The organism is Paenibacillus sp. PAMC 26794 (assembly GCF_000316035.1).
GTDB lineage: Bacteria > Bacillota > Bacilli > Paenibacillales > Paenibacillaceae > Paenibacillus.
This window is the reverse complement of sequence record NZ_ANHX01000071.1, coordinates 25,081-39,908: the sequence shown is the minus strand read 5'-3', so window position 1 is coordinate 39,908 and position 14,828 is coordinate 25,081. Positions and strand designations below refer to the sequence as shown.

Genomic DNA, 14,828 nt, shown 5'->3' with positions numbered 1-14,828 from the left:
TCCTAATGAATTCAGGAAGTGATCTGTATGAACATGTTCTTGCCCGCTGTACGGTTATCCGTTGTGCTTATGCTGATATGCGGCCTAATCTACCCGCTTGTAACGACTGGTGTAGCCCAACTTCTCTTTCCTGCGCAGGCGAACGGCAGTCTGATTACACAAGATGAGAAAATCATCGGCTCGTCCCTGCTGGCGCAGGAAATCCAATCGCCGGGGCTGTTTCAGCCCCGGGCATCAAATGCCGATTATGATCCAACGGCTTCAGCCGGTTCAAATCGCGCCGTAGCTTCGGAGGAGTATATCAGCGAGATGAAGGAAAAGATGGCTCAGCTCCAGCAGGAAAACCCGGGATTGAAGCAGATCCCTGCTGATCTCGTGACGGGTTCAGGCTCTGGACTTGACCCGGATCTCTCTCCCGAAGCCGCTGAGGCACAGATCCCACGTATTAGCGAAGCTACCGGGCTTAGTGAACAGCAGCTTGTGCAACTTGTAAATGAGCATACGGAAGGCCGTCAGATGGGTATATTCGGGGAACCGCGTGTAAATGTAACGGCTCTGAATCTGGCGCTGACAGCAGAACTGAACTAACGAACGAACATATTAGCCTGCTCACGATATATCGGGAGGGGCTTTCTCCATTTTTTTTATCATATTTTTAAAGGAAGGGGGAGAAGACGGATGGAAGACAGCTTCAAGCGCAAGTCACCGGAAGAGATGCTGAAGATGATTACGAAGCTGCAGCAGGGTACGCTCAAAATCTACATCGGACCAGTCAGCGGATCGGGCAAAACGTATCACATGTTACGAGAAGGGAATACGTTGCGCGAGCAGGGCATTGATGTGGTCATCTGTGCCGTCTCCACAATGCGCAGACCGGAAACGGTGGAGCAGCTTGGCGCACTCGAACGGATTCCAAGCATTCACTGGTTACGCCAGAGTGATGATGTAGAGATGAAGGATCTGAACTTGGATGAACTGTTGGCGCGTAATCCGGAGGTTGTGCTGGTGGATGGTTTGGCACATCGTAACAGAGAAGGCGCCCGGTATGCTACCCGGCTGGAGGATATTCAGTTTTTGCTCCGAAACAACATCAGTGTCATGACAACGGTGAATGTGTATGAGCTGGAAGGGTATACCGAGCTGGCACGACAACTTACAGGGATCGCAGCAGAACATACGGTACCTGCGGATACACTGGAACTAGCGGATGAAGTCAAGCTGATTGACGTCACGCCGGAAACCATACTGAGCCGTCTGGCAGAAGGTCATCTGAAGGGGCATGAGGGAGAAGCTGTATTTCGTCAAGGCAATCTGGGTATTCTGCGCGAACTGGCCCTGAGATTGGTTGCAGAAGGGGTCAATGAATCCCTGCGCGAGCATCGGGAGGAGATGGGAATTACCGTCACAACAGGCATCATGGAACGGATTCTGGTGTCCACACAATATCATTGGAACGGCTCCATCTATATCCGGCGTGGTCAACAGATTGCCAAACGGCTGAATGGTGATCTGTGCGCTGTTGTTTTTCGGAATATGAAGCAGCCATTAACCAAAGAGGCAACCGTATTTCGGCGCAATATGATCAAGTTGGTGGAGAAGTTTGGCGGCCATATGGAGGAGCTGCCTATATTACACCGTCGCAACATCCCGTCTACGCTGGCACGTTACGCCATGGAGCATCAGATCACCCGGATTGTGATGGGACACTCCCGGCGTACGCGCTGGCAGGAATTGTGGCAGGGGTCCGTTGTTAACTCGCTGTTACGCAGATTACGTGGTGTCGATCTGTTTCTGGTTGCTGATCGAGCGGCCAGGGAGGGTGAACGTGTGGTTCCGGCTAAAGTTAACGATGTGGAGTCGCTGACATACCGCAGACTAAGCGAGCAGGAAATGAAGGAACAGATTGGCCAGATTCAGCGCGGCACATTCAAAATATATATCGGAGCTGCACCAGGTGTAGGCAAAACCTACATGATGCTTCGGGAAGGCAATGATTTGCTCCGTAAGGGCATCGATGTACAGATCGGCTTGCTTGAGACACATGGGCGGGCGGATACCGTGGAGCAGATGGGTCATCTATCTGTGATTCCTCGCGCACAGCGAGTGTATCAAGAGGCTCGTCTGGAAGAAATGGACACGGAGGGAATTCTGCGTCTTTGCCCAGAAGTGGTGCTTGTGGATGAACTGGCGCATACGAATGTACCCGGGAGTGTCCGGCAAAAGCGTTATGAAGATGTCCTGCTCCTGCTGAATGCAGGCATCTCGGTGATTACCACAATGAATGTACAGCATCTCGAAAGTCTGAATGATGCCGTTGAACATATTACCGGTGTTCGTGTCCGCGAGACCGTACCCGATCGGATCATTCAGATGGCGGATGAGGTGCAGTTGATTGATGTGGCGCCCCAGGCCTTGCGGCAGCGCATGAGGGAGGGTAAAATCTATGCAACTGCCAAGGTCGAGCAAGCCCTTGCCAATTTCTTCAAAATTGGAAATCTGATTGCCTTGCGAGAACTTGCTCTGCGCGAGCTGGCGGACGATGTGGATGAACGGCTTGAAACACAGCAGGCCAAAATCGCACTTCGAGGACCTTGGCGCAGACAGGAAGCGGTCTTGGTATGTGTAAGCAGTGATCGTCATGCCGAGCGGCTGATCCGGCGCGGATTCCGTATGGCTTATCGTCTAAAAGCCATCTGGCATGTACATCATATCCACATCGGTGAGTCCATGAGTGACGAAGTGAAGTGCCATCTGGAAGCGTTGGAGCAGCTGACAATTCGGCTTGGTGGTCAATTTCATATTCATCACAGTCCAAGACTGCGCGATGTACCTGAGATTTTGGCAAGAAAGGCATCGGAGGCGAGAGCAACCCAGCTGGTGGTCGGGCAGGCAAGACGGGTGTGGTGGCTGAATGGCTACCGCGGCTCAGGTTCGGTGGTCAACCGACTTGTACGCTTGTCGCGGCATCTGGATGTATTGATCGTTGCAGATTATGATTATGAACTGAGCGGGATGTGAATGGATGTTGTCTGAACGAATAAAAAAAGAAACGCAGGCATCCCATGGGAAATGGGTTCCTGCATATGTATGGGTGACCCTCGGGGTGACGCTGCTAACCTTGCTGCTTCATGCCATCGGCCTGAGTGGTGATTTGGTTAATGTAGCGCTTATATACTTGTTTCCCGTACTGGTGAGTGCCGTGTATTGGGGAATGGGGCCATCTATATATGCCGCGAGTTTTAGCGTCATTATGTTTGACTTCTTTTTTGTACCACCATATCTGAGCTTTACGGTTGAAGATTTGAGATATCTCTTCTCCTTTGTTGTATATCTTGCGGTGGCGATCCTGACAGCAAGTCTTGCAGGTCGATTGCGACAACAACTGGAGATGGTAAAAGCACGTGAAGCCACGACTAACTCCCTGTACGCATTGAGCCGTCAGATGACAGTCATTACGGATCTGAATACGTTGCTGGTTAACATTGCAACCCAGGTTTCGCTCACCTTGGGCAAGCCAGCAGCTGTGTATCTTCCGGATGGGCAGGGGGATCTGCTGGTTACAAGCTCTTCTGCACCCGCATCAGTAGGGGAAAAGGATGGCTGGGGAGATGGAGAGTCGGAGATTGCCATTGCCAAATGGGTGTATAATCACGGACAGGTCGCCGGTAAAGGATCATCCACTTTGCGGGAATCTCTCGGACTATATGTGCCGCTACGCACAGAGGAGCAGATTCATGGCGTGCTCGCCGTGAGCATGGACGCTGGTGAGGTTCATGAGCAGCAAGAACAGCTTCGTCTGTTGGAGGCATGCGGTGGATTGGCCGCAGGTGCCATTGCCCGAGTGAAGCTGGCGGAAGAGGCCAGATTGGCGCAGATCACTGCTGAATCGGAGCGCATACGCACAGCACTGCTGGATTCTGTCTCCCATGAATTGCGTACGCCCCTAACCGCCATTATCGGCTCGGCTACGGGATTGTTGGAGAATGATACTCTTTTTACACCCGAGGATCGGAGAGAATTAACAGGCAACATTCGGGATGGAGCCTTGCGTATGAATCGTCTCGTCACGAATTTGTTAGGTATGGTTCGGCTGGAGAGCGGCATGTTGCAACTGAACCGGAAATGGTGTGACGTGGGAGACATAATCAGCGTTGTACTGACACAGGTTCGGGAATTCAGTCCGCATCGCAACATTCAGGTTGAACTGCCTGATGACCCGGCATTTATCTACGGAGATGAAGTATTGCTGGAGCAGGTTCTGGTGAATATCGTCAGCAACGCCATCAAATATTCGCCCGGTGAGAGCCGAATTGTCATTACTGTGGCAAGCGATAAGAGTTCAAGTCAATTGACGATCTGGGTAGCTGATCAAGGCATCGGTATACCGGAAGCGGAAAGAATACGTATATTTGATAAGTTCTATCGCTCAGAGTCGACTCAGCATGTCACAGGAACGGGGCTTGGTCTGGCGATCTGCAAAGGCATTGTGGAAGTCCACGGAGGTACCATTGTGGCAGAGCCAAATCCGGGCGGGGGAACGAGAATGCGCATAGATGTCCCCATGGAGGCTCGCGGACCGCGGTTTCCCTATTCATAACAAGGAGAGGTTGAAGAATAACATGAACGCACCACTAGGGGCTCGCATACTGGTCATCGATGATGAGCCGCAGATTCGCAAATTGCTCAAGGTCACCCTTCAGGCACACCAATTCGAACTCCACGAGTGTGGGGATGGCGAAGAGGGCGTTATTCAGGCCAGTATTGTACATCCGGATCTGATCATCCTTGATCTTGGTTTGCCAGGCATGTCTGGCATGGAGGTCCTTCGCCGGATTCGCGAATGGTCACAAGTGCCGATTATTGTGCTGACAGCGAAGGATCAGGAGGGAGACAAAATTGCCGCGTTGGATGGTGGTGCAGATGATTATGTGACCAAACCATTTGGAATGGGTGAGTTGGTCGCCCGTATTCGGGTGGCGCTTCGTCATGTAGCCAAAACGACGGATGAGCCGATACTGCGCTTCGGATCACTGACGGTTGATCTGGCCCAAAGGCAGGTCGAACTGGAGGGGACTTTGGTCAAATTAACCCCAACGGAATATGAGATGCTGAAGGTGCTTGCCTCCAATGCAGGGAAGATCATCACCCAGCGTCAGCTTTTGCAGCAAGTATGGGGAGGGCATCATCATGAGTCCGACAGCCATTATCTTCGGGTATATGTGGGACATCTGCGTAAAAAATTAAATGAAGATCCGACGAATCCCCGATATATTCAAACGGAGCCTGGCATTGGTTATCGCTTTTTGCTCCCCGCCGAATAGGTTCAAGGGAGCGGAGCGTTTCTGATAAATGATGCGATGCACGCTTCAGCGGGTGAGCGCTATGGACCGAACAAAACACCGTCCCTTTTAGCTGCAAAGGAACGGTGCTGTATATTATGACGTGTATTTTGGCAACCAGTCGCCGTGAGCCTCAATCAACTCATCACACATCGCTACGATATCATCGATAGACAGCTCGGCAGCCGTATGTGGATCAAGCATGGCGGCGTGATAGATATGTTCTTTTTTGCCAGTGATTGCCGCTTCAATTGTCAGCAGTTGCGTGTTAATGTTTGTCCGGTTCAATGCCGCGAGTTGTGGAGGCAGATCCCCAATGTACGTAGGGCTGATTCCTGATCCATCGACCAGACAAGGTACCTCGACACATGCCTCGCGCGGCAGGTTCGTAATCAGTCCGTTGTTCATGACGTTGCCGCCAATCTTGTACGGGTTATTCGTCTCCATCGCTTCGATAATATGTGATGCGTATTCACGGCTGCGGGTATGTTCAATATTTTCGCTGGCAAACAGCTTGGTACGCATTTCTTTCCAGCCTTCAATCTGGTTCACACAGCGACGTGGATACTCATCAAGCGGAATGTTGAAGCGTTCAATCAACTCCGGGTAATTCCGCTTGATGAAGTAAGGGTGGTACTCGGCATTGTGTTCGGAGGATTCCGTTACATAATAGCCAAATCGCTGCATCAGCTCAAAACGAACCATGTCGTCATGCTGTTCTTTCTGTTTTTCCTTCGCCAGACGTTTAATCTCGGGGTACAGATCCTGCCCGTCTTTGGTAACTTCGAGCAGCCACGCCATGTGGTTGATCCCTGCAATCTTAGCCACAACACCTGTCTGATCGATCCCCAATGCATCAAACATATGCGGCACACACACCTGCACACTATGACACAATCCTACAGTTTTGATCCCGCCATGTACGTTCATGACGTTGGTAAGCACGGCCATCGGGTTGGTATAGTTCAGGAACCATGCATCCGGACATACTTCCTGCATATCCCGGGCGAAATCCAACATGACCGGAATCGTCCGCAAATTACGGAAAATTCCGCCGATACCGAGTGTATCTGCAATTGTTTGACGCAGTCCGTATTTCTTCGGAATCTCAAAGTCTGTAATGGTACATGGATCATATCCACCGACCTGGATAGCGTTGATGACATATTTGGCCCCGCGCAGCGCTTCTTTGCGGTCATGATATACGTTCACGACGCAACGACTTCCGAGTGAGCGGGCCAGACTGGTCAGCAAACGCTCTGAATCGCTCAAACGTTCAGCATCGATATCAAACAATGCCAGCTCAAAATCCTGCAGTGCTTCGGTCATCATGACATCACCCAATACGTTTTTGACAAAGACGGTGCTTCCCGCACCGAGAAATGTAATTTTATTCATTTAAGTTCAGCCTCCCTGAAAAATGTTGTACCCCAACTATAGGCCGATTCGGCACATATAACTATGGTTCAACCCCTCTCAAACATGTCATAATCCCATTTTTGTTCCCGCTTTCAACTAATATGGAAGCACTTTAGCTGTTATAATATAAATAGACGAAATGAAGAGGTAAGCGGAACGAAGTCAGGATGGAGGGCGGAAAATGAGTCGTATTGAGATGAATGTGGTTCCCGCAGGCTGGACACAGATGGAGCTGATGTTGTTGTTTTTTGGGTGGGAGGCATGTGACCCTGCGCATTATTGGGGACCGGGTGTACGTGATTCTTACATTGTGCACTACATCCATGAAGGACGGGGCACCGTGTACATGGGGGATCAGGAGTACAAGCTTAGCGAGGGACAGGGTTTTGTCATTCTCCCGGACACACTTATTCATTATGAGGCAGATCCGAAGGAGCCCTGGACGTATTCGTGGTTTGGTTTTAAAGGCATACAAGCCAAAGCATTCATGCAACGTGCTCAATTGAGCCCGGAGCGGCCGGTTTATGATGCCCATGATACAAATACGATGGAACAGTTGTATACGGAGTTGGTCCAGGCTTCTACGCGTCCGGGAGGCGATGTAATGAATCAGAGTCTCTTGTACCGCTTGATGGCAGAATTAATCTCTTCTTCTCCTGTAGAGGAAGAGATAGGGCAGCTCCTTTCGAACAAAGAGACGTACATCCGGCAGGCGGTGCAGTTTATGGAGAACAGGTACAGCCAGCGAACTTCCATTCTGGATATTGCCCAAGCTGTGGGGCTGGATCGCACGTATCTATCAGGATTGTTCAAAGAGCGATATGGCATGTCGCTACAGTCCTTTTTTCTGGAGTACCGTATGAATCGGGCTGCCGAACTTCTTCAGAATCCAGGGCTGTCGGTCAGTGAAGTGGCCCATTCTGTCGGCTATACAGACCCATTACTTTTTTCCAAGATGTTCAAGCGAGTGACGGGTGTGTCTCCAAAGGGTTCGAGAAATCGAGATTAGACATATCTAGTGTTTCAAATTTAAAAGAAAAGTTTTGATCATTATTCGTCGTCCCGCTACACTGATACAGAAGTGTAATTGAATATGTGGAACTTGGTGCTTTGCCCGTCAGGGTGAAAGCTTAATAGGGAAGTCCGGTGTAATACCGGCGCGGTCCCGCCACTGTAACAGAGGAGTCAGGTAGCGATTATCCACTGGTGTAAGCTGTGAAGGAGCTGCAAGTGTCGATGATTCTGGAGCCAGGAGACCTGCCAGGTTTAACAAACACAGTAGTACCCTACGGGAGATAGGAAGGTGTTTAGAGAGCATGATTTTTTCTGGAAATCTGTTTATTTAAGGCGTCCTCATCCAGTAACACGGAGAGGGCCGCTTTTTTTGTTATGGACGAAGAACATCATGACACATACTTAAAGTTGTGGGGAAGGACGTTTGAGCACTTAAGCAGATATATCGTTAAACGATTGGTACAACTGGTAGCCGTATTGTTCGGTATCACGTTCCTGACGTTCTTGCTAAACTACCTCTCTCCTGGAGAAAGTCTGTCAGGATAATACGGATGTGCGGGTTTTCTTTATAGTCTAAGTAAGGTTATAAAAAGAGAATGATGCAAGAAGGGTTACCCCAGAAGTCCATAGATGACTTTCAGGATAACCCTTTTGTTGTATAACAGGCATATTGTGTGTAGCTGGGATGTGACACTGGAATCACTTGTGAATGCTTTATCGTATGTGGTTCAGTGCACCTATGTCATTAAGCACACCATAGTTTTGCGCAGGCGGTATAGTACTCAGTCTGGCACTTCATGGCTATTTCATCATATATTTATTAATTGCTTCATTGGGTGATTATCGGTATACAGATATTCAGTCTTCTTTTGGAGAGGTACTCCGCATATAGACTCTTCTGTCCACATGTAGTTGGCTACATATGCTTAGCCAGTCGTGCTGACATGAGAGATTCAAACTAGTGCGGTACTTGGGATTGGAAGTCATTCCGGCTGGACTGATCAGCATGGTGAAAGACAATGTCGCCATCCTTCAACGGCCAGGTTCTGCCTTGACTGTCTGTTGGCGTTTTGTTGAAACCTTCCATCTGCCATTGATTCATCAGTGGTGCATGAATGTATTGCAGATGGGGCGCCTCTGTATTTCCATTCCGCAGGCTTTCCATGTTGAAGTTGACTACGATATAACCATTCTTTAGAAAAATCTTCGATTTCTCATCTAGCTGATTTTGTCGGGCAAGGGGTTCGAGATCCGTCCCTTTTGGTACAGCATATACATCGGCTGGCAAGCTGTACTCCCCGTACCAACGCTGGATTGCTGCATTGGCCCGGTCCACGTTGACCCCGGAAGGAATGCCCGTTTTGGGTCCGATGAGTGTCCGAATTGGAGCAGACAGGATCATCCAGTCATAACGACCTACCCATGTTTTTTGATGAGATGTCTGATCGACCAGGCGAACCATATGTTCTGCCAACGTACGCTGGCTGCGTTCTTCCGCTGTCAGTTCATAAGTATACTGATAACGCGCTGTATCGCCTAACTCTGTGCCGGGTACATTTCGAAGCCGTGAGTTCAGCACAACAAAGCGTTTCTCCATATCCTGTGCCGATCCGATACGGATCAGGCGTTCCTGGCCTCGATGGTAGTACAGATCCACTTCTTGCCGGGAGGACCCGTCTTTACTCACAAAAGCAAAAGTGGGTGTAATTCGAATACCATCCTGTTTGCCAAACATATTGCCCTTGGTCTTCAGATCGAACTTGAAATGGTACCCTGTCTTCACAGTCGCGTTAGCGAATCCCTGCACCGGATGGCTTCCTGGTCGAATAGGCAATACAAATGGAGCCAGGTTACCTCGCGGATCACCATCAATGCTATTCATCCCGGTCCAGTAGCTATAGCCCGTTGGTTCGGGACTACCCAACCGCTTGCGAAATACACTTTCCCAGTTGTAATCGGAGATATCAGTGACGTGAAAATCATATAACCTTCCGATAACATCTACCGGCACGGTGTCTGCTGCAACATGATGTGCCAGATTGGTATTGGCATCCTGTTGCTCGGTAAAGTTTGCAGGTGCATTCTCTGCAATATTGCGGAATACAATATGGTATTTGCCTTCGTCTACCCATACAGGGAGATAGAATGTGGTGTCCAGTTGATTGACCGGAATATCAACCCATGTCTTGGCGGGGATAAACTGGCTTCGATCTGCGTTGTAGACATCGAACGGGAATTGCACCTGTTTGATTCGGAAATATTTGGCATAGTCCCGATTTCCATAACCGGGATAACTCGCTACGTCCAAGTGCTGTCCCGATGTGGGAATTCGCACAATGAACGGACGTTCCAGAATGAGTGCAGCGCTGGTTGGGTCCGGTACGGTTTTCTGATTATGCGGCTGATCATCCGATACCCAGGCGTAGTTGACGACAGGGGTGTGTACCGTGACCGTGTTGATGCCGTTAATCGGTAATGTTTTATTGGCACCGCCATTTACGTTACCCGGTAGCAAATCATAATAGATCTCACCAGAGCTTGTGGTGTTTGCTTTATTCCGAAGTGTGTTGCTAATCATGTTGCCCGGCTTGTACAGAACGTCTCGTCCAATGGTTGTTGGATTAGGAATGTTGGATGGTGTTGGGCCATCTTTGGTTGCTTCCACATTATTCATAATGGTTGTGCTGTTGAATTTAACTAAATCATTCTTCACTTTACTTTGAGGTGTGTTGGATTCAGCCATCCCTTTTAACCGTGATGTATCATCAGGCACACTGGGAGGTTGGTTCAAACCACCTGTTAATTTGGGTGGAGTATATGAGATTGATGTGGTTTGTCCTGGCCGTACATGGCTTTCTACGGATTCATCATTTGTAGACTCCAGTGTTGGTGGTGTGTATCCTGTTGGATTCATCGTAACGGTCTCACCGGGCAAAGCGTAATTATTCATGGTTGCTTTAGCGATCTTGTATACTTCCAGATTGTTAATTTTCCAGTAGGAGTAGTCTCTTGTGATCTGGAAGTTGTATGGCTTGGGTACCGTGTCGTTCGCGGGTACAGGTGGCCCTGGTGTACAACCATCATCATCACATATTTCTGGTCCAGGTACTGTCCATTCTCTGTCGTACGAGATTGTGACATTACAGTTGTATGTAACTTTACCGCTCATTTTCGCCCAAGCTTGTTTAAACAGGTAATTGTCAGCAAAGGCATTTGTGTAGAGTGACTCGGAAGTAGGGATTCCTTTTAACACATTGAATGTTTCATTATCTCTGTTATCTGACTTAATAACACCATTGGTATTTGGATCAAGATCATTCATGCTCATGATGGTTCCAGCAGAAGGTGGTCCAATCGTTGGCGTGCAACCTCCACCACCGCCTCCGTTACCGTCGCCCTCGCCAGTACCTGGGTTCTCTTCAACACCAATGTTTGTAGTGGTAGTTAACTGAAATCCATCTTTCTTCCACAGTACGGTGATGGTTGTGGTTCCCCTACTGACAGCTTGAACTAATCCGGAGTTACTAACGGTAGCGACACTAGGATTGGATGATTCCCATGTAGTTGTACCACCGCTGCCAGTGTTTACATTGGTCTCCGCTCCAAAGTTTCCATCTCCAGTTTTCGTCTTGACCGTTGCATTCAATTGTTTGGACTGGTTCAAGCTAAGCTGCCCACCAGCTGTGAGGTTGATCTCTTTAGTGATTTCGGCTTGGCCTTCCCAGTATAGATCTGTGTTAAAAAGATAATCTGCAGAATATTTGGGTAACTCATAGGGTCTGTATTCAGTAGGCTCAATAGCTGCACCAATTTGCACAGAAAATTTTGTCTTTTTCTCAGTAAATGATTCTACATTTAACAGGATAGGTAGTCCAGGCCGATAGTATGCTGTGTTATCCATATAGATAGGAGATATGGAAGTAGAAGTAATTTCGGTTCTTGGATGCGGATTACCTTGTTTATCTAAATACTCTGTAGGCTCATAGCTAGGGGCTTCTAAAGATAAATTTACACATATTATCGAAGAATTTGGCTTATTGGTAGCAGGATTATTACCTAACTCTTGTCCGTTACATTCTCCAACTACTTTCCATTTCATATTATCTAGTTGAAAAATATAAATCCCGATATTAGTAGTTCCCTTACCTTGAAGAGGGATTATTTTTTTCTGGGATTTTGAGGGAGTAGAAGGCTCTATTCTGGAAGATTGCAAAATGGGCTTGTCCCCAGGACCACCTCCTGCAAAAACAGCAGGAGGTGAAATGAAGACTAAACTTAATGCGAGAATGGCGAGAAGCGTTTTTTTCAATAGTTTAAGCAAATACACATTACTTCACCCTTATCATTAATTATTAATTAGGTCTTACTCTGAAAACCGTCCCATTTTTTAGAGTGAGTAAAACTTCTGGATTGAGTTCTTTGTCGAAATGTAACAAACCTTCTGCCCAATAAATTGGATTCTTAACATTAAATACTCCTTTTGCACCAAGTAAATTACTGATACGAGGTGCGCTGTAACTAAAAATCGCTTCGCTATTAGGTGATTTAAGAGGGTTAATAGTAGGAGAGTTAATTAGACTTCCACCTTGTAATTGATTCATAGTGTTCTTTATTTCAAGATCGAATTCAACAAATGAATAATATGCTCCTCTTACCAGTCTGTCTTTCTCATCTACAAAGACAGGGTAGTAAATGCTTCTATCGGCATCTGTAACATAAGGGTTAACAACAATCCAATTTCTCACCTTGAGATCAGCGTAATTAGTTTTGGTAACTATTTCTTGATTACGAATTTTGGAAAAGTCCCCAGTCACCTTGCTGTAGTCGTAAGGATAGTTGCTCTCTGAAATCACCTGATACTTAGGCGCAATAATATTCAAATTCGTCCCCGTCAAACCCACTGCTCGCAGCTCATTCAGCCCCTGAAAATTGGCAGGTTTTGTCTTGGAAACTGCTGCATAACGGGCGATCAATACAGCTACTTCAGCTCGTGTTGTAGTACGATCAACGCCAAATGTTTTATCGTTTGCCACACTCATCAGTCCCGTCCCAAGGGCAACGGCTACTGCATTTTTTTGAGCGTTTGCGAGTGTACCTGTGAAATATTCCTTTGCAGGTACAACGGTGTTCGTCACATCAGAGAGTGCTTGTTTGTACTCAGGATCAACCACGGTTAGTCCTTGCGTCAGCCATGTAGCCATTTCGCCTCGTTGAAGAGCGCCTTGTGCATCCAATTTGCCCTTGTAATTAGAAGGGTTGATAAAACCTTTTGCAATAGCAGTAGAGACACCACTTTTTGCCCACTCGGGTATGTCCGTGAAATTGTTTTTTTCTTGTGTCGTTGCATTAGGCTGGTCGGATAGACGTCCCAAGATACTTGCCATTTCAGCTTTGGTGACAGGCGAGCTTGGTTTAAATGTCCCGTCGGCATACCCCTTGAAATAACCTTGTTCCACGGCTGAATTAATTGCTGCGGATGCCCAGTGTGTAGCCGGAACGTCCTTGAATTTAGTTGTGCCTTGTGCGGCTTCTACAGAACTCCCAACGCCTCCAAAACCTACGATACCCCCTGTTAATAAAGCTAATGCCGTTACGCCGGAAATCATCATTTTTTTCATGAAACTTACTCCTCTCAATTGTGAATTTTTCTCCTTGATATGTACTTTTCAGGCTACTAGATACTAAATTTGTAATAATAATCAATATTCTACCATGTATAACTAGGCTGTTGGTATGATTTATCAATATATTCCTCCTCTGCATAGAACTCTTACTACTTCTCCAGACCTATATTTCCTCCAAAAAACACAAAAAAAGGCCACGAATCCGCAGATTCATAGCCTTATGCTTTAAGGTCTCCAACATATGTAGTTCCATCAATAGTCAATTCAATAATCAATACATCAAGAATACTCGATTTCCAAACATTTGAAAAGCCTATATTATTCTTGCTCAAAATAAAATCAGGATATCGGTGTTCCATTAGGTAATGGACTATCCGGTGTGAGCAAGACAACATCGCCTTCACCAGGCACGCCGCCTAGCACAAGTACTTCAGAGACAAAACCGGCAATACGCCGGGGTGGGAAATTAACTACAGCAATGACCTGTTTGCCGATCATCATGTCAGGCGTGTAGCGTTGGGTGATCTGAGCACTGGAACGTTTCAGGCCAAGTGGTCCGAAGTCGATCGTCATTTTAATAGCGGGAATGCGAGCTTTTGGAAATGGTTCGGCTTCCACCACTGTACCAACCCGGATGTCATGTTGCATGAACTCTTCAAAAGTAGCCATAGGGGAAGATCTCCTTTCAACTATTGGGAACTATTATAAATGAAAAATCAACAAAAAATCCAGATTACGCTGTATCGTAATCTGGATTTCTGTTGTGTTGCTTGCAGCAAATTAAGCGCCGTTCCAATTTTCCCCGGTGAGGTATTTCTCGGTGAGGATGGATAACATCTGAATGCCTACTTCATTATGTCCGCCTTCTGGAATAATGATATCCGCATACTTTTTGGATGGCTCGATAAAAGCATCGTGCATTGGTTTTACCGTTTCGAGATATTGTTTGTACACGGATTGGATCGTGCGTCCGCGTTCTTCAATGTCCCGTAGCACTCTACGTAGAATCCGCACATCGGAATCGGTATCAACAAATACTTTGATGTCCATCAGACTGCGAAGATGTTCGTCAATCAGCACATGCAATCCTTCTACAATGACAATATGGTTCGGTGCCAGTTCAACTGTCTCATTGGCAGCACGGTTATCTATGGTGAAGTCATATACGGGAGCATACGCCGCTTGGCCTTTTTTCAACAGGGTGAGATGCTCAATCAACAGATCATTATCGAATGCAAACGGGTGATCGTAATTGGTGAGTCGGCGTTGCTCAGGTGTGAGCTGCGACTGGTCTTTGTAATAATTGTCTTGGGATATAAAAGTAACCTTACCTGATCCCAGACGGTCTATGACGGAGCGAGCTACCGTCGTTTTACCGGAGCCGGTTCCTCCGGCGATACCAATGATGAGCATGGTTGTTCCATAAGCCTCC

The 14,828-nt window shown here is 47.5% G+C and carries 10 protein-coding genes and 1 riboswitch; of the genes, 5 read left to right on the top strand and 5 right to left on the bottom strand.

Going from position 1 to position 14,828, the window contains the following annotated elements; genetic code table 11:
* Nucleotides 1-27 precede the first annotated feature (27 nt).
* The 4 genes from kdpC to D829_RS0122475 all read left to right on the top strand — a co-directional run bounded on the left by kdpC (nt 28) and on the right by D829_RS0122475 (nt 5,321).
* A complete protein-coding gene (gene kdpC / locus D829_RS0122490) occupies nt 28-588 on the top strand; it encodes a potassium-transporting ATPase subunit KdpC (RefSeq protein ID WP_017691171.1) in 561 nt (186 codons plus the stop codon).
* Between the two features lie 90 nt (nt 589-678).
* Nucleotides 679-3,018, top strand: coding sequence for a hypothetical protein (locus D829_RS0122485; RefSeq protein ID WP_017691170.1), 2,340 nt, complete (start codon nt 679-681; stop codon nt 3,016-3,018).
* Nucleotides 3,019-3,022: 4 nt separating this feature from the next.
* Nucleotides 3,023-4,597 carry an ATP-binding protein gene (locus tag D829_RS0122480; protein ID WP_017691169.1) on the top strand — a complete coding sequence of 525 codons (1,575 nt, stop codon included), beginning with the start codon at nt 3,023-3,025 and terminating at the stop codon, nt 4,595-4,597.
* Between the two features lie 22 nt (nt 4,598-4,619).
* Nucleotides 4,620-5,321 (top strand): response regulator, encoded by a 702-nt coding sequence (locus D829_RS0122475; RefSeq protein WP_017691168.1) that lies wholly within the window; start codon nt 4,620-4,622, stop codon nt 5,319-5,321.
* A gap of 114 nt (nt 5,322-5,435) precedes the next feature.
* Here the strand turns inward: D829_RS0122475 and D829_RS0122470 are convergent, their stop codons facing one another.
* The gene (locus tag D829_RS0122470; protein WP_017691167.1) at nt 5,436-6,737 is read right to left on the bottom strand and encodes an alpha-glucosidase/alpha-galactosidase; all 1,302 of its coding nucleotides are present in this window, start codon (nt 6,735-6,737) and stop codon (nt 5,436-5,438) included.
* A gap of 202 nt (nt 6,738-6,939) precedes the next feature.
* Here D829_RS0122470 and D829_RS0122465 point away from each other — a divergent pair, with 202 nt between their 5' ends.
* On the top strand, nt 6,940-7,767 hold the full coding sequence (locus tag D829_RS0122465) for an AraC family transcriptional regulator (RefSeq protein WP_017691166.1): 828 nt from the start codon (nt 6,940-6,942) through the stop codon (nt 7,765-7,767).
* Nucleotides 7,768-7,844: 77 nt separating this feature from the next.
* Nucleotides 7,845-8,038, top strand: a riboswitch (cobalamin riboswitch).
* A gap of 692 nt (nt 8,039-8,730) precedes the next feature.
* Here the strand turns inward: D829_RS0122465 and D829_RS0122460 are convergent.
* From D829_RS0122460 to udk, 4 genes are all read right to left on the bottom strand, one after another.
* Complete coding sequence (locus D829_RS0122460) at nt 8,731-11,589, bottom strand: DUF5704 domain-containing protein (RefSeq protein ID WP_017691165.1); 2,859 nt, start codon at nt 11,587-11,589, stop codon at nt 8,731-8,733.
* Between the two features lie 535 nt (nt 11,590-12,124).
* Nucleotides 12,125-13,390, bottom strand: coding sequence for an S-layer homology domain-containing protein (locus D829_RS0122455; RefSeq protein WP_017691164.1), 1,266 nt, complete (start codon nt 13,388-13,390; stop codon nt 12,125-12,127).
* Between the two features lie 345 nt (nt 13,391-13,735).
* Entirely contained in the window at nt 13,736-14,065 is a 330-nt protein-coding gene (csaA, locus tag D829_RS0122450; RefSeq protein WP_017691163.1) for a chaperone CsaA, read from the bottom strand.
* A gap of 111 nt (nt 14,066-14,176) precedes the next feature.
* Nucleotides 14,177-14,809, bottom strand: a complete 633-nt coding sequence (udk, locus tag D829_RS0122445; protein ID WP_017691162.1) for a uridine kinase — start codon at nt 14,807-14,809, stop codon at nt 14,177-14,179.
* Between the last annotated feature and the right edge of the window lie 19 nt (nt 14,810-14,828).